Consider the following 18,815-nt stretch of genomic DNA (forward strand, 5'->3'; position numbering starts at 1 on the left):
AGGCCCAGTACCATTTCGTCCACAGGACGAAAACCACAGCGAGGACTAGCCACACGCATCCTAGGATCAACATGCTCTGCGTATTCGTCAATTTGGCTTCGTATCCGTACATATCTTTGCGTGTCCTGTACCGAAGATATCGAATAGTTGGTCAACTTCTGCAGTGACGAATCTCGGACAGCTACTTCCTTTCCACTTGCACTCCCTGGGAAGCCTATTGATCGAAAATGTGAGCTCTCCAGGGCCTGACTTCTCGCACTTGCATGCATAATGGCAGGCGTATTAGAAAATCGCCTCGGCCGCGAGGTGCTTCTCGAAAAATTCGTCCACCCGGTCTAGCACTTCGCTTGCTGACTTCGCCTCATACACGGCTTTGCGCAGGTGGCTGCCGTTGGTTACGCCGTGCGTGAACCAGGACGCAAATTGCTTCATCTTGCCGACCGCCTCCGGTAGCTCTTCTTCAATCAGCATGGCGAAGTAGGTGTGAATCATCTGATAGCGATCCTCTTCCGTGGGCTGTGTATAGGTGCCGACTCCCGTGGACTGCTTCGACGCGGTGTACTCGGCGATCTGGCGGAAGATCCAGGGATTGGACGGGGCGGTGCGGCCGATCATGACGGCGTCGCATCCAGTTTGGGCGATCATGGTGGCCGCGTCTTCGGGGGTGCGGATGTCGCCGTTTCCTAATACGGGAATCTTGATTGCGTCCTTCACCGCGGCGATGTACTCCCAGCGGGCGTTGCCGCTGTAGCCTTGCTCGCGGGTTCGGGCGTGCAGGGCGACGCCGTTGAGTCCGCAGTTCTCGGCTAGCCTGGCTAATTCGACGCAGACGATCTCGGCGTCGGACCATCCTATGCGGAACTTTACCGTAAAGGGAATCTTGACGGCGGCGCGGACCGCTTCGAAGATGCGCTGAATTTGCGGCAGGTCGCGCAGCAGGCCAGATCCGCCGTTGCATTTCACGACGCGCTTGGCCGGGCATCCGAGGTTGAGGTCAACCAGATCGAAGCCGAGGTCTTCGACTACGCGCGCGGCGTCGGCGACGACGTTTGGATCGGAGCCGAAGAGTTGGGCGGAGATCGGATGCTCGTCCTCATAAAAGGTGAGATAGCGCTTGCGGCGGGATTCGCGGCAGCGGGCCAGTCCGTCGGCCGAGGTGAACTCGGTCATGATCAGTCCGCAGCCGGACTGAAAGTTGGAGATTTCTGCGGCGACTTGGGCCTCAAAATCGCGTTCTGAAGGCCCATTTTGTGCTCGGGAGGCGGCTTTTAGCGCCTCAAAATCGCGCTGGGAAGCCTCAATTTGGGCTGTGGAACGGTGTTCTAACGCCCCAAAATCGCGCTCGTGTGCCTTGATTTGGGCGCTGGAGGCGGATTCAGGGGCCTTACTGCACCCCCCGCTACTGCAACGGGTTCTGCTAAACACGCTGGCATTGCGGATAAAGCGGCGAAAAACGGTGTCGGTAACGCCCGCCATGGGCGCTAGAACCGTCGCTGGAGCAACGCGAACACTGCCAATCTGCACCTGGGACGGGACAAAAACGTCCTCTGGCATAGCGTGCGGGAGCGGATTGTCCCAATTTTTCCGCATCGATAGACTCTAGATTTTAGCGCGGGAAGAGCGAACAGGAAGGTCACAAAGGGAACAAAGAAGGTCACGGAGCGGTGCTTTGGAAGCTCCGAAGTCGCCTCCGTGGCCTTCGTGTTCGCCTTTTTTCGGTTATTTCGTGCCCGTTTTGGCCGCTTCTCCGGCCTTCGCGTACTTGCGGCGGAAGCGTTCGACGCGTCCTGCAGTGTCTACAAGCTTCTGTTTGCCGGTGAAAAACGGGTGGCAATTCGAGCAAATTTCCAGGTGGATATCGCCTTTATGGGTGGATCGGGTGGTAAATGAGTTCCCGCAAGCGCACATTACGCGGATTTCGTTGTACGCGGGATGGATCTTTTCCTTCACTTAAAGCCTTCCTTTGGATCACCGGGGCACACGGAGCCTCTCCGCGAGTTTTCCGGGAACCTCTAGTTTAAGGGAATTTGCGGGATTTCAGCAAACTTGGGAGGGCGCGGAGGAGACGAACGGAGCGCCTTTAGGCTGCTGATTGCGTATCGCTAAGCGCTTATTGCTGGGTTTTGCAAAACTAAAAGGCGGCCTTTCGGCCGCCTTTTCTCGTTCGGTATTTCAGGATTAGAGCGGTTGGACGCTCTCTGCCTGCCAACCTTTGGGTCCCTTTACGACGGTAAATTGTACCGGCTGACCTTCCTTCAGGCTGCGGAAACCGTTGGCCTGAATTGCCGAAAAGTGCACGAAGACATCTTCCCCGTTTTGGCGGCTGATGAATCCATAGCCCTTCGCGTCGTTGAACCACTTCACTGTACCTTGTTCCATACGTTGCTCTAATCCTTTAATCTTGTGAATTACGCTGAGATGTCAATCGGAGGATACTGCAGGCAGGACCAGCTTTGAGGCGCGGACTGCTCACAACCAAGTGCATCTAACGCGCTTGCATTATACCAGAGAAGAGCATTTTGGGCGTGCTAACGCTCTGATGACGTGCCGGCGACGGTTCTCTGCATTTACCTGATCCCTATTTGAGGGCTTCATCCTAATTTTCTAAGGCGTTTCCGCATGCGCAAAATGACCCTTCTCGGGTGCTCTTCGTAACCCTGCGGAAGCGTTCACCTGAGCCGGATTATCCCACTGGAAACACAGGGGATTCCGGCGCGGTCACTTAACGTCTGACTACGCGCGCTTCGTTGCTTTTCCTTGTGGGCTGCTCCTATAATGCTGACATCCGTACCCGCCAAGAAACCTCGCAAGAGGTCCGGCGAGCGTCAGCCGGAATGCCAGGAACATGGCATAATTCGCCCGTCCAGGGAAGCAAAAGGCGACACTGGGAAGTGATCCCGAACGGAATCAAGGAGTCTTCAAGCGCAACAATGACACGCAAGATTGTTTCAACACTCTCGGTCGCGGCCCTGCTTTTAGCCGGAGCTGTGGCGCAAACCGCGGCAACTAACGCAGCCCCTTCCACCAGCACTAACTCGGTGATTGCCGGACCAAACAAACTGGCGATCATCAATATCCAGGCAGCCATTGCCAATAGCAATGAAGGCCAGCGCGATCTGGACGCCCTCCAGAAAAAATTCGAGCCCAAGCAGATCGAGCTCAAGAGTCTGAGCGACGAAGTCGACAACCTGAAGAAGCAGCTCGCCGCGCAGGACACCAAGCTCAACGACGATGAGCGCAACAAGCGTGTGCAGTCTATTGAGACCAAGCAGAAGACGTTGCAGCGCAACCTCGAAGATGCGCAGAACGATTACCAAACCCAGTCGAATGAAATCGCGCAGCGCATCGGCAGCAAGCTCATGCAGTCGCTCGACAATTATGCGAAGCAGAATGGTTACGCGGTTGTGATCGACGTCTCGTCGCAGCAGAGCCCGGTGCTATGGGCAGCGCAGTCCGTCGACATAACTAAGCCGGTGATTGATGCCTACAACGTCGTTTCGGGTGTTGCAGCGCCCGCGGTGAAGCCGGCGACACCATCCGCGCCCAGCGCGAGCACGACCCTCCCACGCCGCACGACTCCGCCTGCCATCACACCAAAGCCGGCAGCTACAAGCGCGACGACACCAAAATAGGAATTTTAGTTCCAGGTTTTTCAGTAAGGCCGCTCCGCACGAGCGGCCTTTTTTATTTCTGCGTAACCAGCGCCAACAGCGCGTTTGCGGTGTCAATTTCCTCATCCCGTAATGGGAAGGAGGAAGTCATGTTCGCTGACAGCCTGTTGGAATCGGCTCCCCATCCTGCACCTCGCGGCGCCTGGAGCAAACTCGCATCTGTGCTTCTGCAGAGTCTTGCCTTGGCAGTCGCGCTTGCTATTCCACTGTTTCACGTGGACCGTCTGCAGCTCGTTTCACCCCCACCAAGTATTCAGATGACGAGCGCGCAGCAGCCGCCAGCGATGCGACAAACGGCAATCAGCGGCACAAGCTCCGTTGTTCGTACCGAAATGGTCCAGCTCACCTTCAGAAGCCATCCTGCAAAAACACGAAACGAAGATCAAGGAGTTCCGCCCTCGACATGGACATTCGGTCCGCCCTGTGGCGCGAACTGCGGCACCGGACTATCCGTGCCATATGTTTCGAGTGCTGGATCATCGGTGATAACGCTCGCTCAGCCGAGTCCTCCTGCGCGTCCGCCTCGCGTGTCTGAGTGGCAGCTCGGTGGAGTCATTCACAAAGTTCTCCCGGAGTACCCGATCACCGCTAAACAACTGGGAATTCAAGGCACTGTGGTTCTGACGGCAATTGTCGGGAAAGATGGCCGAGTGGAGCATGTGCAGCCGGTGAGCGGTCCGGCTCTCCTCGTCAGGACAGCCATGATTGCAGTTCAGCAATGGCAGTATCGCCCGTACCTGTTAAACAAGGAGCCGGTAGTCGTGCAGTCTACGATCACGGTGAACTTTGTGTTGAATCGATAGAAATTCTTCGCCCACGATTCACGGAGCAGCCGCCTCTTGTCGAAAGGGTCGCGATTCGTGAAGGAATCTTCCTAACTCGAACGCGTGGAAATCTTGAACCTCGTACCGGCCGAGGGCGGGCAGAACAACGCAATCGGGGCTTCTGAGAGGGCAAAAAGCTTCTTTGACGCTTCCGTGTTTCCGGGTAAAGACCCTGCTAAACTTCGACGATGGTTCCCGGACACGCGTCGCATTCGGGCACTGCTCGATTGTGTGCGCGATTCCCTAAATTCTCCGCGGCGGGACACTTCCGTCAGCCGGAACATGTACCTCACCTAAGCCATCTCTGGCTCTCGTCGGTTGGAATCGGCACGTACCTCGGAGAGCCGGACACTGCGACTGATCAGCGGTACACGGACGCAGCACTAGACGCGATTGCAGGGGGCATCAATGTTCTGGATTCCGCCATCAACTATCGGTTTCAGAGATCTGAGCGCAGTATTGGTGCCGTTATTAAGCAATTGCCGGGGCGACGCGAAGAACTGCTGATCTGCAGTAAAGCTGGATATCTGACTTACGACGGCACAGTACCGTCCGATCCTCGCCGTTATTTCATCGAGCAATACATCGAGCCGGGCATCGTTCCCCGCGAAGAGCTCGTCGGGGGAATTCATTGCATGGCGCCGAGCTATCTGAAGAATCAACTCGAGCGTTCGCGACACAACTTGCAGGTCGAGACCATTGATGTGTTCTACATCCACAACCCCGAACAACAATCAGGTGAGGTTTCGCGGGACATTTTTCATGATCGTCTGCGGCGGGCATTCGCCGCTCTGGAACAGGCGGTTGCCGGCAACAAGATTCGCGTCTATGGCACAGCAACATGGAGTGGATTCCGCCAGGACCGAGGCGCGAAAGATTATCTGGATCTAGGGGAAATAGCGGCAATTGCGCGCCAAGTCGGTGGCGACGGCCATCACTTCCGCGCGATTCAGTTGCCTTTCAACCTCGGACTTCCCGAAGCTTTCGCAAAGGAAAATCAGAAGATTGGAGCAAAACAGGTTTCACTGCTGACTGCCGCCCGGGAACTCGGCATTGCCGTCATTGCCAGCGCATCGTTGCTCCAGGGCAAGCTCGCTGGTCGTCTGCCGGAGTTCGTTCGCGAACGCATGAATTTTGAAACAGATGCGGCAGCCGCGATTCAATTCGCGCGCTCAGCACCAGGCGTGACCACGGCGCTAGTCGGAATGAGTCGCAGAGAGCACGTGGAAGCGAACCTAAAAGTAGCAGCAAAGCCTATAGCGAAAACGGAAGATTGGGAGAGCTTGTTTCAAAAGCAGCAATGAGCGATTAGCGATAGACAAATCGAGCGCGTTGAACCGAAGTCGCTAATTACTAATCGTTGCTTTTATTGGTGCTTCACCGTTTTATCGCGCTCTGCCGCTGCTTTGCCATTTGCGCTACAGTCGGCGACTTATCCAGGGCAAGCTGATCGTAGATTCGCTTGGCCTGCGCTGGATCTTTGCGCTCGTAGAGATCCGCGAGGGCAAACTGCGCGTGCTGCGATGAGACCGACTGGGTAGGCTTCTTGATTAGCTCGTTGTAGATGTTAATCGCGTCTTGATCTCGATTCCTGGCCTCATAGACCGACGCGAGTCCCAATTTGGCAAGGGCAGCGAGATCCTTGTTGCCAACATCGACAACCTTCTTGAACTTAGTTTCTGCGTTTGCGTACTGGCCGCCATCCAGCGCCGCCGCCGCGGCCATATACAGAGCGTTCTTTCCTGTCTCGGTGTGGGGATACTTGTCCGCAACCGCCTGGAACTGCTTCTCTGCCTCTTTGTCGCGCTCAGCCGTGCTGGCATAACTGGCAATGCTGGGATCTTGTATTGCCCCTGGTGCCCGGATAGGAGCGGCGTACGTACTCAATGCTTGGCCTAAGGCCGCACTCGCCTGGTCGTCCTGATGGTTACGCCAGTAGCCGTAAGCTCCGCCCGCGAGTACCAATACAAGCACTACAATTCCGAGCAGCGTGAGCTGCTGGCGATGCTGTTGCGCTTGCGCGATGGCGCCGCGCGTTACTTCCTGAAACTTGTCTTCCTTAAGTTGATGACGGGTGTAACTCTGCACGAACGGTCCTTCAATGCTGGATTGTCAGCCAAGGCGGGAAAACCTTTGATGGCCAAGAATTTAGTTTAGCAATCCTGCAGAAAGAGCGTCAATTTTGCGGAAAAATCGGGCCGTCCTGGACCATTGCTAATTTGCGCGCGCCCGGCAATTTGCCACACACTTTACTGACGTCAATTCAATCTGAGCCTTAGCCTTTGCGGGAACACTGACGTTCGGCTCCGGAATGAGAATCAACGACTGTGCAGCGCCGTTCGGATTTAGTTCACATCCGAAGTTGACCGATTGCGCCGCGCGCTGCTGGCAAATTCCGCCTGCAACCGCTGACTGTAGCATCTCGGGCTTGCTATAAAGCTGTTCCGCGAGCGCGGAGGGAACCACCGCAACCAGCATTGGCACCGGGGATTTGAGCTTCACGTCCACTTGTTCGCCCTCGTGCTCAGGTAGCGGAAGGCTATAAAGTTTGAGCACGCTGCTCAGCTGGTATTTTTCCTTTGCCAGACGAACGCCGCGGAATTGCGGTGGATAGCAGTTTTGCACGCAGCTCCATCGGTAGTACTGGAGATGGACTTCGTTTGTATTGCCAAATGCCTCGGCGACGTGACGGACGCCCAGCACGTTGCCTACTTCGGAAAGAACGGCGCGATCTAGCTCGCGTTCGTCATGCACAATCAGGACCATGGAATCATCTGAAGCGGGAAGATCGCAGCTATAAGTCGTGCTCACCACGTGCTCCTGTACGCAGCGATATTGCAAGCGGTCCATGACCGCGGGACGATAGATTGCCTGCGGATCCTGCGTAGCATCGTCCCAATCGCGACGTTGGGCCACGGCAACGGTGACCGGCTTCTGCGCCGTGATGTCGAGCTTGATATTGCCGCCCTGGCCGGGATTGTACAGATGCGTCTTCTCCCGCAGTCCCGGAGTGAGCCGCACCATCTCGTCGGTGTCACGCACCCAGTCGAAAGCTTTCTGCTGGGCGGTGGCTGGTCCAGCCAGCAGACCGATAAACAATAGCGCGTGAATAGTGGGTTTCTTCATGGCTCGTCGGAGTTTAGGCAGTAAGAACGGTCGATCGGAAACATTTCTTCACAAGAGCCGTTACGCGAGTAACCGCGCTGCGCTGGTCGTACATGGACCTGGGTAGCGAGTCTGCGATGCCGCGCCGGAGCTTTTTTGAATGGCCTGCGGGAGCCGACACGAGGGGCACGAAGTCAGCTTAAAGCCGCCAAGATTGCGTTCGCCGCTTGTTTGTCGTGCAACCGTCTGCTCTTCTTACAGTTCCAATTAGATAGGCCTTCGTTTAGAGTACCGTGCAGCAGCTCTCGCGTTGTTCTTCCCACCCGATTGAGGAGTCCGCACGGAGTTCTGGAAAGGGGATTCTTATGCGTAAGCTAATCGGCGTCTTAGTTGCGCTTGTTCTGATTGTTGTTATCGCGGTCATTGCGCTGCCTTCGCTGGTCAATGTGAACCAGTATCACGACAAAATCCAGGCAGAGCTCCAGCAGAAGCTTCACCGGCAGATAAAGCTGGGGGACATGAGTTTGAAGCTGATCCCATTTTCAATTCGCGTTTCGAGCGTTGAAATTGGGGAAGACCCAAAATTCAATACGGAAAGACCATTCGCTTCGACGCAACAATTAGCCGTTAGCGCAAAATTGCTGCCTCTCCTGCATCACGACATCCAGGTGAATTCCGTTGAGTTAATCGATCCCAAGATCGAACTGATACGTAACGCACAGGGAGTTTGGAATTTTGCCAGTCTGCAGGAACAGCCGGCTCCGGCTCCAGCTCCGAGCCAGCCGAGCAACGCTCAGCCAAGCCCTGCGAAACCCAGCCCGACCCCGAATCAGTCCCAACCTGCCCAACAAAAGTCTGGTCAGGCTTTTTCGCTTTCGCAGCTGAAAATCACGAATGGTCAAGTCGCGATCACGGATCAGCAGAAGCACCAGAGCCGTGCTGTTTATGACCACATCGATCTTGCCCTTTCCAACTACGCAGCGGGCAAGCCGTTTGATTTGTCACTGGCTGCTCATTTACCGGGACAAGGCGATCAGTATGTGAAATTCGACGGAACCGCCGGCCCCATGAACGACAAGAACTCGCTGGCGACGCCGCTTGACGGGCGCCTCAAGCTCAACCAGGTCTCGCTCGCGGGCGTGCAGAAGTTCCTAAATTCGCCGCAATTGCAGCAATACGACGCGAGCGCCAGTGGCGATGCCAGCGTGCGTAACGATAATGGGAACATGAACTCAGTCGGCCAGCTTCAGCTCAACAACGTCCGCGTGCGCGGGATCGAGATCGGATATCCGATCAAGGCTGACTACAACATCGGCGATAATCTGAACACAGATATCATCACGATCTCCAAATTGAACCTTAACCTTGGTCCCACGCCAATCAGCATGAGCGGCACTGTGAACACGCGGCCTACTCCGGCACAACTCAACGTTCAGTTGAAAGCGAGTAATGCCTCCCTCAGCGAAATGGCAAGGCTTGCGGGAGCGTTCGGAGTGGCTTTTAATCCAGGAACGCAAGTTGCGGGAACCCTGAACACTGACGTTCGTGCACAAGGCGCCGCTAATAAGCCGGCACTCAATGGAAACCTCAATGCGCAGAACCTGGTGATCAGCGGCAAGGATATCCCGCAGCCTGTAAAGGTTCCCGCAATTAATCTGGAACTCACTCCGAACACGGTGAAATCCAATAATTTCACGGCGCAGAGCGGTGGGACGTCACTCAACGGCAACTTTGCCTTAACGAACTACACCTCGCCTAACGGAATTATCGACGCTGCGATCCGCACCTCGGGCGCGAACCTCGGCGAGTTGATCAATATTGCTAAAGCATATGGGGTCTCTGCAGCCGAAGGCATGAGCGGAACGGGATCGCTTTCGCTCGATGCGCACGTTCAAGGCCCCATCAAGCAGACAGATCGGCTTGTGTACAGCGGCACTGGATCGCTGCAGAACGCGACCATCAACATGCCAAATCTGACAAAACCGCTGATGGTCAAAACGGCGAACCTGCGCTTCGCACAGAACTCAGCGGTGCTCGAGAATATGCAAGCCTCACTCGGGAGCACGACCGCGACTGGAACGGCGACAGTACGCAATTTCTCCGCTCCCCAACTTCAGTTTGCTCTCAACGCTGACAAGTTGAACATCACCGAATTGCAGCAAATTACTGGCGGCAACAAGAAACGCGCTGCGGCCGATAGCTTCTCCCTGGTGCCATCCGCCTATGCGCAGGAACGTCCGGGCGGATCTATCTCGCACCTCGGAGGAACCGGAACTCTGAGTGTCGGCACGATCTTGTTCGATCAACTTGTGCTGAGCAATTTCAAGTCGAATCTAACCTTCTCCGGCGATCCGGCCGGCAACTTGATGCGCACGTTGAATGGGGACATCAATTTCAATACTGGAAATGGAAAGTTTCAGGGTATCGATTTGCTGCATGAACTGAGCTCCATCGCCAAGTTCTCCCAATCACAGCCATCACAGGGCTACACCAACATCGTGAAGCTTGGCGGTCTCGTAAACATCAAGAATGGTGTGGCCAGCACCAATAACCTTCAGGCTTTGATTGACGGCGGGACTCTCGGCGCCGAAGGGACCGTAGACTTGGTTACGGAAGCACTGAACATGCGTGCGAACGCAGTGCTGGCCAAACAACTCAGTCAGAAGGTCGGCGGCACTGGCATTGGCGGTTATCTGAATACAGCGCTAGCTAATAAGAATGGAGAGTTGGTAATTCCTGTGATCGTCACTGGAAACCTCAACAAACCAATGATCGCTCCCGATGTGCAGAAGCTCGCCCAGATGAAGCTGAACAATCTTCTGCCAACAGCAGGGAATCCGGGCGCGCTCACTAGCGGCATTGCCGGTCTGATTGGGGGCAAAGGTGCACAGCAGCAGGGCGGCGGGGTTCAAGGACTTCTCGGTGCGCTGAGCGGTCAGCAGCAACAGCAACAACAGCCGCAGTCGGACCAGGCTCAGCAGGGGAATGCCCCGAAGGGGAACGCTCAGCAGCAGCAACAACAGCCGCAGCAGAATCCAGTGAACGACATCATTGGATTGTTTGGAAAAAAGAAAAAGAAGTAGCTCTCGGATCAAGACCTGTGGCACAGGGCGTTCAATCGTGCCTGCCCAACTCGGCGCCTGTGCCACAGCGACAATCCTGTGCACATCCGACCAACTGGAATCAACGGTTCTTCACATCTTCATTTGCAGGTCGTGCTCCCGAGTCGTATCGTTCTCTGCAGGTGTCTATTTAACTAGGCATGACCCTTTTTGAGGCGAAGGAATACGATCCGAGTGTTGAGAAACGGCTTCGCCTGTATGCGATTGCCGGGCTAGTAGTGCTTGTGATTCTTGGCTTCCTTGTGTATCACTTCTGGGACTGGCGCGAGGAGCACGCAGTGAACAGGCTGCTCACCGCGATCGAGCACAAGGACTACGAGAAGGCCTACGCGATCTGGAATGCCGATCCGGACTGGAAGCAGCATCCGCAAAAATACGCCGGATACAACTTTGGTACTTTCGAGTTGGATTGGGGTCCGACCGGCGAATACGGAGAAATTCGTTCGCACACCATCCGCACGTCAATCACGCCGAAGAATTCGAGTGGCGTGGTCGTGATCTCGATGATCAATGATCGCAAGGTACCACTGGCGCTGTGGGTAGAGAAGAAGGACAAGAGCATTACCTTTCTGCCGCCAACCTTAAATATTAGGATTGAACCGTAGCGTTCAGCACTCAGGGTTCAGCATTCAGCTTTCAGCTAAGGCCACTCAGTGGATTGGTGGGCTGACAAGCTACAATCGGCGACCTAACTCGGAGCCGCTATGAAAAACTTCCGAGACCTTAACGTCTGGCGAAAGTCGCACGAGCTCACGCTGGCAGCATACAAGCAAACAACAGTATTTCCGATTGAAGAGCGGTTTGGTCTCACATCACAGATACGGAGAAGCGCCGCGTCGATCGCGGTCAACATTGCGAAAGGATGTGGTCGACGGGGGAATTCAGAATTTCACCGTTTTTGACGATTGCAATGGGTTCAGCTAGTGAACTCGAATACCACCTCTTCCTTGCAAAGGATCTCGGATATCTGAGGGTCTGAGCTTATGCAGCGCTCAACGAAGGCGTTATTGAAGTCAAGCGAATGGTTGCTTCGTTGCTTCGAAGAGTTGATGAGGTACGCTCAAACAACAAGGCAGCTGGAATCTAATGACACTGTCCTACGGCTGAGTGCTGAGTGCCCGAATGCTGAGTGCTAGGTGTGCAGCGCAGAGAGCGTCTTTTGCAGTGACTCCTCGTTCTCTACATTCAATCCCATTTTAGATCTATCAATCTGGCGTAGCAGACCGGTGAGCACTTTGCCCGGTCCGACTTCGATAAATGTCTGAACTCCTGCGCTGATTAGCGCCTGAATAGAGCGCACCCACTGCACTGCGCCAGTGACTTGACGAATGAGAGCTTCGCGAGCTTCTGCCGCACCCTGAATTGGATTTGCGTCGACATTCGTGATCACGGGAACGCGCATTGCAGAAAATCGCAAACCGCGCAAATCAGCGGCGAGTCGATCCTGCGCGGGCTGCATGAGCGCACAGTGGAAGGGAGCGCTTACCGGCAGCATCACAGCGCGTTTGGCGCCTTTTTCCCTGGCCAGCTCCGCGGCTCGTTCCACAGTGGCCTTGTTGCCTGAGATCACGATCTGGTCAGGTGAGTTGATGTTGGCTGGGGATACCGTGCCAACGGTCTCTTGCGCAGCCCGGCGGCATACTGCTTCAAGCGGATCAAGAGCGAGGGCCAGAATCGCTGCCATAGCTCCTACTCCCACGGGCACAGCTTCCTGCATGTATTTGCCGCGCTTTGCCACGGTGCGCACCGCGTCAACGAAGCTGAGCGTACCGGCGGCAACGTGGGCGGAGTACTCGCCAAGACTGTGTCCCGCGACGTATTGCGGCTGAATGCCCTGCTCTGCCAACACGCGCTGAGCGGCGACTGAAGCTGTGAGAATCGCCGGCTGAGTAATCTCGGTGAGCTTCAGCTTTTCTTCTGGTCCTTCAAAGCAAACTTGGGAGAGCGAATAACCGAGGGCCGCGTCGGCCTCAACAAAGGCTTCGCGCGCGACTGAATATGTCTCGGCGAGTTCTTTGCCCATTCCGACTGCCTGTGATCCTTGTCCGGGAAAAAGGAAAGCGAGGGGAGATGTGCTCATGGCCAAAGATGAGTTTAATCAGAATTTATGTTCACCGGGGCAAATGCCATCGCGATTTGGGCTGAGGCATCGGCGATCAGATGATTGGGAATCTGGCTTAGAACAATCTTGATCCAGCGCTCGCCAGATTGGGAGCTGTAATCTCCAGTTGCCGCGAGAGCCATGTCTCAAGATCGGATTTCGCAAGTGGGGCGATTGTCGTGAAACGGATGCCGACGCGACCGGTATTGTTCGTCCAGACGAATTCGCCTTTAGCTTCGAGTATGCGATTCAGCCCGGGTAGCTGCATTCTCAATTGCACGGGACCTGTCATATCGCTGGTTCGGTTTGTCCCAAGAGCAACTCCACCCTCGCTGATGTTGGTGAGCGGGACCGGCACATCGCGGACCGAACCATAGCTCATATGCACGGTCGCGTTCACCGCGTGACGGTGATAGCGGCGGCGTTCGCGCAGAATCAGCCCATGCGCAGCGCGCAGACTGCGGGCTGCACGATCGGACGAAACTGGCTTGTCGAGCACAAAATTGGCGCCCAATTCAAAGGCGCCTTTCACGCTCGTTGTTCTGTTGGTGATGGCGAAAACGATCGACTTCGAATTGGACTTGCCCCGCCGCAGCTCCTTGATCACTTCGCAGCCGCTTTGGACGTCATCACAATCGACGAGGATCGCGTCGAACTTGCGGCTGCAAATGGTTTGCCTGGCGGCGTCGGTTGAGGTAACCGTCTCCATGTCAATGGTTACTGTTTCCAGCACGCGGCGGATAACGCGCAGTACCTCCTGGTCGCGTGTGAGGAGCAGCGCTTTCAGCATCACCGTGAAAATGTACCTTCCTTATAACCCAAGGAACAAATAACGGACGTAACTGACCTCCCGCGTATGCACGTTAAATCATTGATTTAGCTTGGAAGTGGCTGATTGCAAAGCACGCCTCGGCACAGGCAGAAAGCGTGCCATGGGAAATTAACGCAGTTGCTTTTTCGCGAGCCGGGAGGGCTTGGTAGCTTTTGCGGACTTCTCTGCCGTGCTCGTGGCAGATCCCGCTTGGGCCTTCATCTCGTCGATAATCGAATACAGCTTGGATCGATCGACTACCTCGACGAAAGGCTTACCATAGGCTTTGTTCGAGACTACGTAGATGGTTGGCGTGTGCTCGATGCCAACGCGTTGTCCAACAGCAAAATCTGTCTTCACTTCGCCCGCAAACTTGCCATCAGGATCTACGACGAACGGAAGCGAAGTCTTGTTCTGCGCAGCAAACTTCTCGGCGTTACTGCGCAAATTCTCGGGCGTGATCGCCGGCTGATTCTCAAAGCAATAGTCACGCCAGGCGGCTCCCAGAGCCTTCGATTTGCTGTCAAAATATTTCGCGATTACCGCGGCGTCGAACGACCAGTTGTGCTTCGGTAGCGGGAAATCATAGCGAACAATAGGGATGTTGTACGTCTTTGCGGCTTCTTTCAGCAGGGGGTTAGCGTTTGCACAATCCGGACACTGCAAGTCGACGAACTCGACAATGGCAACGCTCTGTCCCGGCGGGGGTTTCAGCGCTGAGGTGTCGGCTGAGTAGCTGAAGTTAGCAAACATAAGTAGGGCGGCAACGATGATAAGAACTCGTGAAAGCATGGCTAGTTAGACTCGATGACCAAGGCTGATACTGAGAATATTTTATCGCGGAGGGATAGACTTGCGCTTGGGACCGCGATTTCTGCCGTGCCCACATCGCTGATGCCGGTTCGTTCGGTGAACAGCTCGCTATGCCGATGCCTTGGATACAACTCAGGAGCCGGATACTTGTCGTTTGGCGGCTGTTTGCCGGGCGAGATGGGCGAGACCAGATTGTGTGATTCTGACGATCGAGCGCCCAAAGGCGTTCTCCCGTTCTACGAAGCCCCGGTCGTTGGCTTCTTCCCAAACCGGAAGCTTGGGGCACGACGTGCGCCATGCTTCCATCGCTTCTTCGTAGCTTCGTTCGCCTCTTGCCAGCCAGGCGAGGAAGTCGACGATCAGTGCTTCGACGGTGTCACTCACACGATATTTTTACCACTGGCCGCGTAAAGACGCAGCACGCTGCGTCTCTTCCAGAACGGCTGCTCTGGACGACTCGTTCGACAGCTCCGACTTGACCCTCCTTTTGGGTAGCAGAAGCATCTAGCCAAATATCGCTGTTTTTTAGTGACATTTCAGGAGTGGTTTATGAACTTCAGAGTCCCAGCTCTATGTTTGCTGCTGTCCGGACTTGTTGCCGCGCAGGTTCCCAATCCCACGTCTCAGCCACCCGCGGAGCAGAATCCGAACGGCTACGCCCAAGGTACTAGCACAACCGAAACCGGTGAGACTGTACCGTTGTTCAAAGTCCAAGTTGTAAGCCGGACAATCGAAGCAGTGAATTACCGCCATCTTGGAGGAGAAACCAAAGTAGGCATGATGGGCACAACGCTTATGCCGCAGGCCAAGGGCGATGCCCACGTGGACAGCCGCCATGGCCGCGTAGTCATCAGCGCCAAAGTTGACAAGATCGGTCCAGCCTCCCAATTTGGGCCTGAGTACCTGACGTATGTGATGTGGGCGATTACGCCAGAGGGCCGCGCACAGAACCTGGGCGAGCTGCCGCTCAAAGACGATCATGCGCAGCTCGACGTAACTACTGACCTGCAGACGTTCGGGTTGATTGTTACTGCTGAGCCATATTTCTCGGTGACCCAGCCGAGCGATGTGGTTGTAATGGAAAACAGAGTCTTACCCGATACTAAGGGGCAAATCTCAGAGGTAACGGCTAAGTACGAACTGCTCCCTCGCGGACAATACGTCAAAACCGAGAGCGCGCGAGGTGTGCAGCCTCTCGCGGAAGATGTTGAGCACGATCACCACAAAGTTCCGCTGGGATTACTTGAAGCTCGCAATGCAGTGCGTCTAGCCCAGGCTGCCGAAGCCGATCAGTACGCCGCCGATTCGTTGGCCAAGGCACAGGCATCGCTCGATCGCGCTGAGGACTACTACCGTCGCAAACAGTGGAAACCAGTCGAGACCGCGGCCCGCGACGCCGCCCAGAATGCCGAAGACGCACGCGTCATCGCATTGCGACGACGCGAGCAGAAGTCAATTGCCGAGGCGCAGGAACGTGAGCGGCAGCGAACGGACGAAGCTCGCGCGCGCGCCACCGCTGCTGAGGCCGAACAGCAGCGCGAGGCGGAACAACGTGCTCGCGCCGAGGAGGATCGCCGAGCTGCTGAAGCTGCGCGTCAACAGGCGGAGTCGGCACAGCAGCAGGCCGAGCAGGCACGTCAGGCAGCTCTGACGGCGCAGCAGCAAGCGGAGGCTCAGCGACTTGCCGCCGAGCAACAGGCTCAGCAAGCGCAGCAACAGACGCAACAAGCTCAACAGCAGGCACAACAGGCAGAGCAGGAGAAAGAGGCTTTGCGTCAGCGCCTGCAACAACAACTCAACACGATCCTGCAAACGCGGGACACAGCTCGTGGATTGATCGTGAACATGTCCGACGTGCTTTTTGACACAAACCGCTACACGCTCAAACCAGGGGCAAGAGAGAAACTGGCGAAGGTCTCAGGAATTCTGCTCGCGTATCCAGGGCTGAAAGTGCAAGTGGAAGGCTACACCGACAGCACCGGCACTCCAGATTACAACCAGCATCTCTCAGAGCAGCGCGCTATGACAGTTCGTGATTATCTCGTTGGACAAGGCATAAACATGAACAGCGTCACGGCCCAGGGATTCGGCCCGAACGAGCCGGTGGCGAGCAATGCCACTGCCGCCGGTCGCCAGCAGAATCGCCGCGTGCAGATGGTCGTCTCCGGCGAGCCAATCGGCGAGGTCGCCTCGGCGCAAGGCATGCCTTCGAACGGTGCTGCCGATCAGCAATATCAAAATCAGCAGTACCAAAATCAGGCGCCTGTGTCACAGCCGTCTCATCAACAACTGCAGACCCAACCCTCGCAGATGCCGCAACAGCAACAGCCAACAGTTCCACGGTGAAGTGAAGCTAGTGAATGAAAGGCCGGCGCTTCCGCCGGCCTTTGTTGTATTCGGATTTCGCCAGAGACGCATGCTCCGCCTTCGTCAAACCGTATGAGCAGGGACGCTCCTGTAAAATCGAGCGTTTATGCTTCGCTTCTGCACTGCGGGAGAGTCCCACGGAGAGGCGCTGATCTCCGTCATTTCCGGCGTTCCTGCCGGCGTCGAGATTGATCAAGAGTTCGTCAATCGCGAGCTCTGGCGCCGCCAGCAGGGCTACGGCCGTGGTGGACGCATGCGCATCGAGCGCGACACTGCGCACTTCATCTCTGGTGTTCGCCACGGAAAAACAATTGGCTCGCCGATTTCCCTACGCATCGAAAATCGCGATTGGAAGAATTGGGAGGAGGCTCTGCCGGTGAATGCCGGAGACCCGGCAAAGCACAAGCGGGTAGCCTCTCCCCGCCCCGGACATGCCGATCTCGCCGGAGCATTGAAGTACAACCTGCCGGAAGCGCGCTACGTCCTCGAAAGAGCATCCGCCCGGGAGTCGGCGGCTCGCGTGGCGATTGGTGCCGTGGCCAAGCTGCTGCTGAGAACGATCGAAGTGGAAGTTCTCAGTCATGTCATCGCGGTCGGCAAGGCTGCATGTGACGGCGCTCCGGAATGGGCACAGATGCGAGCCTTGCTGCAGAAGGAAGACGTCCTGCTAAGCTGCATCGATCCTGAAGTGGAACAGAGGATGAAGGCGGAAGTAGATCAGGCGCTGCGCACAGGTGATTCTGTCGGTGGGATCTTCGAAGTGATCGGACATCACGTGCCTCCCGGTCTGGGCACTTACGCCAATTGGGACGAACGCCTCGACGCGCAGCTTGCCGCAGCCGTGATGTCATTGCAGGCGGTCAAAGCGGTGGAGATCGGACGCGGAGTGCACGCGGCGGTCTCTTTCGGATCGCAGGTCCATGATGCCATTGGCTATTCGCCAGAGCAGAACGATAAAAACGGAGACGAGCACTTCACACGCTTCACCCGCGCGCAGAACAACGCCGGAGGCATCGAAGGCGGCATCTCTAACGGCGAAGACATCGTGGTGCGAGGATACTTGAAGCCAATCTCAACCTTGCGCCGTCCATTGGAATCTGTTGATTTCGCTACGCGCGAGCCCGTAAAGGCCGCTTATGAGCGCTCCGACGTCTGCGTGGTGCCCGCCGCCGGCGTTGCCGGCGAAGCCATGGTCGCGCTCACCCTGGCGCGTTGTGCTCTGGAGAAGTTTGGCGGGGATTCCGTAATGGAACTTGAGAGGAATTACAAATCATATTGCAAACAGATCGCGGAGTACTGAGCCGACACGCAGAATGATCTATCCCATCGTGAAGTATGGCGATCCCGTTTTGGACAAACCAGCTGCCATAGTCAGCGTTTTTGATGATGAGCTGAAGAAGCTTGTCGAGGACATGTTCGAATCGATGTACGGCGCGCACGGCGTAGGCTTGGCGGCCCCGCAGATCGGTATTTCCAAACGAATTGCGGTCATCGACTGCTCTTTCAAAGAGGATCGAAACGCGAAGATGGTAATCATCAATCCCGAAATCCTGAAGAAGGAAGGCAAGCAGACGCACAGTGAGGGATGCCTGAGCCTGCCTGACTTCCGCGAGAACGTCACACGCGCAATGAAGTGCACGGTTCGCGCGCAGGACGTGGAAGGAAAATGGTTCGAGTCCGAAGGAGAAGAGCTGCTCGCTCGGGCCATGCAGCACGAAACAGATCATCTCAATGGAAAGCTATTTATCTCGCATATCAGTGCATTAAAGCGGGATCTAATCAAGCGCAAGATAAAAAAGCTCCATAAGCTTGGCGAATGGTAGTCCTTGAACGTAGGACCCGCAGTGTCTCTCCCGATTCAGATCTGCCGAATTTTTCTTGGAAATGGCGCAACTTTTTGCCCGCTGGCATTGTGAGCATAGACGATGAGTAAAACCTTCCTCTAGCCTTGCTGAGCCAGCAGCCAACCATTATGTGGTGCTGCAACTGGTTGAAAGCAGT

The 18,815-nt window shown here is 55.8% G+C and carries 17 protein-coding genes and 1 pseudogene; 9 read left to right on the forward strand and 9 right to left on the reverse strand.

The features are described from left to right. Window positions 1-282: 282 nt before the first annotated feature. From DMG62_01055 to DMG62_01065, 3 genes are all read right to left on the reverse strand, one after another. Window positions 283-1,554, reverse strand: a complete 1,272-nt coding sequence (locus DMG62_01055; GenBank protein PYY24717.1) for a tRNA-dihydrouridine synthase — start codon at window positions 1,552-1,554, stop codon at window positions 283-285. Between the two features lie 165 nt (window positions 1,555-1,719). Then, window positions 1,720-1,950 (reverse strand): 50S ribosomal protein L31, encoded by a 231-nt coding sequence (locus tag DMG62_01060; GenBank protein ID PYY24718.1) that lies wholly within the window; start codon window positions 1,948-1,950, stop codon window positions 1,720-1,722. 228 nt (window positions 1,951-2,178) lie between these two features. Further along, entirely contained in the window at window positions 2,179-2,379 is a 201-nt protein-coding gene (locus DMG62_01065; protein ID PYY24719.1) for a cold-shock protein, read from the reverse strand. A gap of 455 nt (window positions 2,380-2,834) precedes the next feature. Between DMG62_01065 and DMG62_01070 the strand changes: the two genes are divergently transcribed. The 3 genes from DMG62_01070 to DMG62_01080 all read left to right on the forward strand — a co-directional run bounded on the left by DMG62_01070 (window position 2,835) and on the right by DMG62_01080 (window position 5,799). Then, on the forward strand, window positions 2,835-3,632 hold the full coding sequence (locus DMG62_01070; protein PYY24720.1) for a molecular chaperone Skp: 798 nt from the start codon (window positions 2,835-2,837) through the stop codon (window positions 3,630-3,632). 128 nt (window positions 3,633-3,760) lie between these two features. Beyond that, window positions 3,761-4,474 carry a hypothetical protein gene (locus DMG62_01075; GenBank protein ID PYY24721.1) on the forward strand — a complete coding sequence of 238 codons (714 nt, stop codon included), beginning with the start codon at window positions 3,761-3,763 and terminating at the stop codon, window positions 4,472-4,474. A gap of 209 nt (window positions 4,475-4,683) precedes the next feature. Beyond that, a complete protein-coding gene (locus DMG62_01080; protein ID PYY24722.1) occupies window positions 4,684-5,799 on the forward strand; it encodes an aldo/keto reductase in 1,116 nt (371 codons plus the stop codon). 73 nt (window positions 5,800-5,872) lie between these two features. Here DMG62_01080 and DMG62_01085 read toward each other — a convergent pair whose 3' ends face one another. Beyond that, complete coding sequence (locus tag DMG62_01085) at window positions 5,873-6,598, reverse strand: coatomer subunit epsilon (GenBank protein ID PYY24723.1); 726 nt, start codon at window positions 6,596-6,598, stop codon at window positions 5,873-5,875. A 111-nt stretch (window positions 6,599-6,709) separates the two neighbouring features. Next, window positions 6,710-7,621, reverse strand: coding sequence for a hypothetical protein (locus DMG62_01090; protein PYY24724.1), 912 nt, complete (start codon window positions 7,619-7,621; stop codon window positions 6,710-6,712). A 344-nt stretch (window positions 7,622-7,965) separates the two neighbouring features. On the opposite strand from DMG62_01090, the gene DMG62_01095 reads away from it, so the two are divergent. The 3 genes and pseudogenes from DMG62_01095 (at window position 7,966) to DMG62_01105 (ending at window position 11,809) form a co-directional block, all read left to right on the forward strand. Next, window positions 7,966-10,683, forward strand: coding sequence for a hypothetical protein (locus DMG62_01095; GenBank protein ID PYY24725.1), 2,718 nt, complete (start codon window positions 7,966-7,968; stop codon window positions 10,681-10,683). A 179-nt stretch (window positions 10,684-10,862) separates the two neighbouring features. Beyond that, window positions 10,863-11,327 carry a hypothetical protein gene (locus DMG62_01100; protein PYY24726.1) on the forward strand — a complete coding sequence of 155 codons (465 nt, stop codon included), beginning with the start codon at window positions 10,863-10,865 and terminating at the stop codon, window positions 11,325-11,327. A 99-nt stretch (window positions 11,328-11,426) separates the two neighbouring features. Continuing rightward, window positions 11,427-11,809, forward strand: a pseudogene (locus tag DMG62_01105) (diversity-generating retroelement protein bAvd family protein). Between the two features lie 45 nt (window positions 11,810-11,854). On the opposite strand, the gene fabD reads toward DMG62_01105, so the two are convergent. The 4 genes from fabD to DMG62_01125 all read right to left on the reverse strand — a co-directional run bounded on the left by fabD (window position 11,855) and on the right by DMG62_01125 (window position 14,831). Beyond that, entirely contained in the window at window positions 11,855-12,802 is a 948-nt protein-coding gene (gene fabD / locus DMG62_01110) for a [acyl-carrier-protein] S-malonyltransferase (protein ID PYY24727.1), read from the reverse strand. Window positions 12,803-12,899: 97 nt separating this feature from the next. Further along, window positions 12,900-13,613 (reverse strand): hypothetical protein, encoded by a 714-nt coding sequence (locus tag DMG62_01115; GenBank protein ID PYY24728.1) that lies wholly within the window; start codon window positions 13,611-13,613, stop codon window positions 12,900-12,902. Between the two features lie 150 nt (window positions 13,614-13,763). Then, window positions 13,764-14,426: a hypothetical protein gene (locus DMG62_01120; protein PYY24729.1), complete on the reverse strand. Its 663-nt coding sequence runs from the start codon at window positions 14,424-14,426 to the stop codon at window positions 13,764-13,766. Between the two features lie 153 nt (window positions 14,427-14,579). Next, on the reverse strand, window positions 14,580-14,831 hold the full coding sequence (locus DMG62_01125; protein PYY24730.1) for a hypothetical protein: 252 nt from the start codon (window positions 14,829-14,831) through the stop codon (window positions 14,580-14,582). A 165-nt stretch (window positions 14,832-14,996) separates the two neighbouring features. On the opposite strand from DMG62_01125, the gene DMG62_01130 reads away from it, so the two are divergent. From DMG62_01130 to def, 3 genes are all read left to right on the forward strand, one after another. Continuing rightward, window positions 14,997-16,793 (forward strand): flagellar motor protein MotB, encoded by a 1,797-nt coding sequence (locus tag DMG62_01130; GenBank protein ID PYY24731.1) that lies wholly within the window; start codon window positions 14,997-14,999, stop codon window positions 16,791-16,793. Between the two features lie 127 nt (window positions 16,794-16,920). Next, complete coding sequence (locus DMG62_01135; protein PYY24732.1) at window positions 16,921-18,114, forward strand: chorismate synthase; 1,194 nt, start codon at window positions 16,921-16,923, stop codon at window positions 18,112-18,114. 13 nt (window positions 18,115-18,127) lie between these two features. Next, window positions 18,128-18,637: a peptide deformylase gene (gene def, locus DMG62_01140; protein PYY24733.1), complete on the forward strand. Its 510-nt coding sequence runs from the start codon at window positions 18,128-18,130 to the stop codon at window positions 18,635-18,637. Window positions 18,638-18,815 lie beyond the last annotated feature (178 nt).

This window comes from Acidobacteriota bacterium, assembly GCA_003225175.1.
Lineage (GTDB): Bacteria > Acidobacteriota > Terriglobia > Terriglobales > Acidobacteriaceae > Gp1-AA112.

Bases quoted from the DNA above. Each gene is read 5' to 3' on its own strand.
- DMG62_01055 (PYY24717.1), bottom strand. From the start codon at position 1,554: ATGCCAGAGGACGTTTTTGTCCCGTCCCAGGTGCAGATTGGCAGTGTT.
- DMG62_01065 (PYY24719.1), bottom strand. From the start codon at position 2,379: ATGGAACAAGGTACAGTGAAGTGGTTCAACGACGCGAAGGGCTATGGA.
- DMG62_01070 (PYY24720.1), top strand. From the start codon at position 2,835: ATGCCAGGAACATGGCATAATTCGCCCGTCCAGGGAAGCAAAAGGCGA.
- DMG62_01075 (PYY24721.1), top strand. From the start codon at position 3,761: ATGTTCGCTGACAGCCTGTTGGAATCGGCTCCCCATCCTGCACCTCGC.
- DMG62_01080 (PYY24722.1), top strand. From the start codon at position 4,684: ATGGTTCCCGGACACGCGTCGCATTCGGGCACTGCTCGATTGTGTGCG.
- DMG62_01090 (PYY24724.1), bottom strand. From the start codon at position 7,621: ATGAAGAAACCCACTATTCACGCGCTATTGTTTATCGGTCTGCTGGCT.
- DMG62_01095 (PYY24725.1), top strand. From the start codon at position 7,966: ATGCGTAAGCTAATCGGCGTCTTAGTTGCGCTTGTTCTGATTGTTGTT.
- DMG62_01100 (PYY24726.1), top strand. From the start codon at position 10,863: ATGACCCTTTTTGAGGCGAAGGAATACGATCCGAGTGTTGAGAAACGG.
- fabD (PYY24727.1), bottom strand. From the start codon at position 12,802: ATGAGCACATCTCCCCTCGCTTTCCTTTTTCCCGGACAAGGATCACAG.
- DMG62_01115 (PYY24728.1), bottom strand. From the start codon at position 13,613: ATGCTGAAAGCGCTGCTCCTCACACGCGACCAGGAGGTACTGCGCGTT.
- DMG62_01120 (PYY24729.1), bottom strand. From the start codon at position 14,426: ATGCTTTCACGAGTTCTTATCATCGTTGCCGCCCTACTTATGTTTGCT.
- DMG62_01130 (PYY24731.1), top strand. From the start codon at position 14,997: ATGAACTTCAGAGTCCCAGCTCTATGTTTGCTGCTGTCCGGACTTGTT.
- DMG62_01135 (PYY24732.1), top strand. From the start codon at position 16,921: ATGCTTCGCTTCTGCACTGCGGGAGAGTCCCACGGAGAGGCGCTGATC.
- def (PYY24733.1), top strand. From the start codon at position 18,128: ATGATCTATCCCATCGTGAAGTATGGCGATCCCGTTTTGGACAAACCA.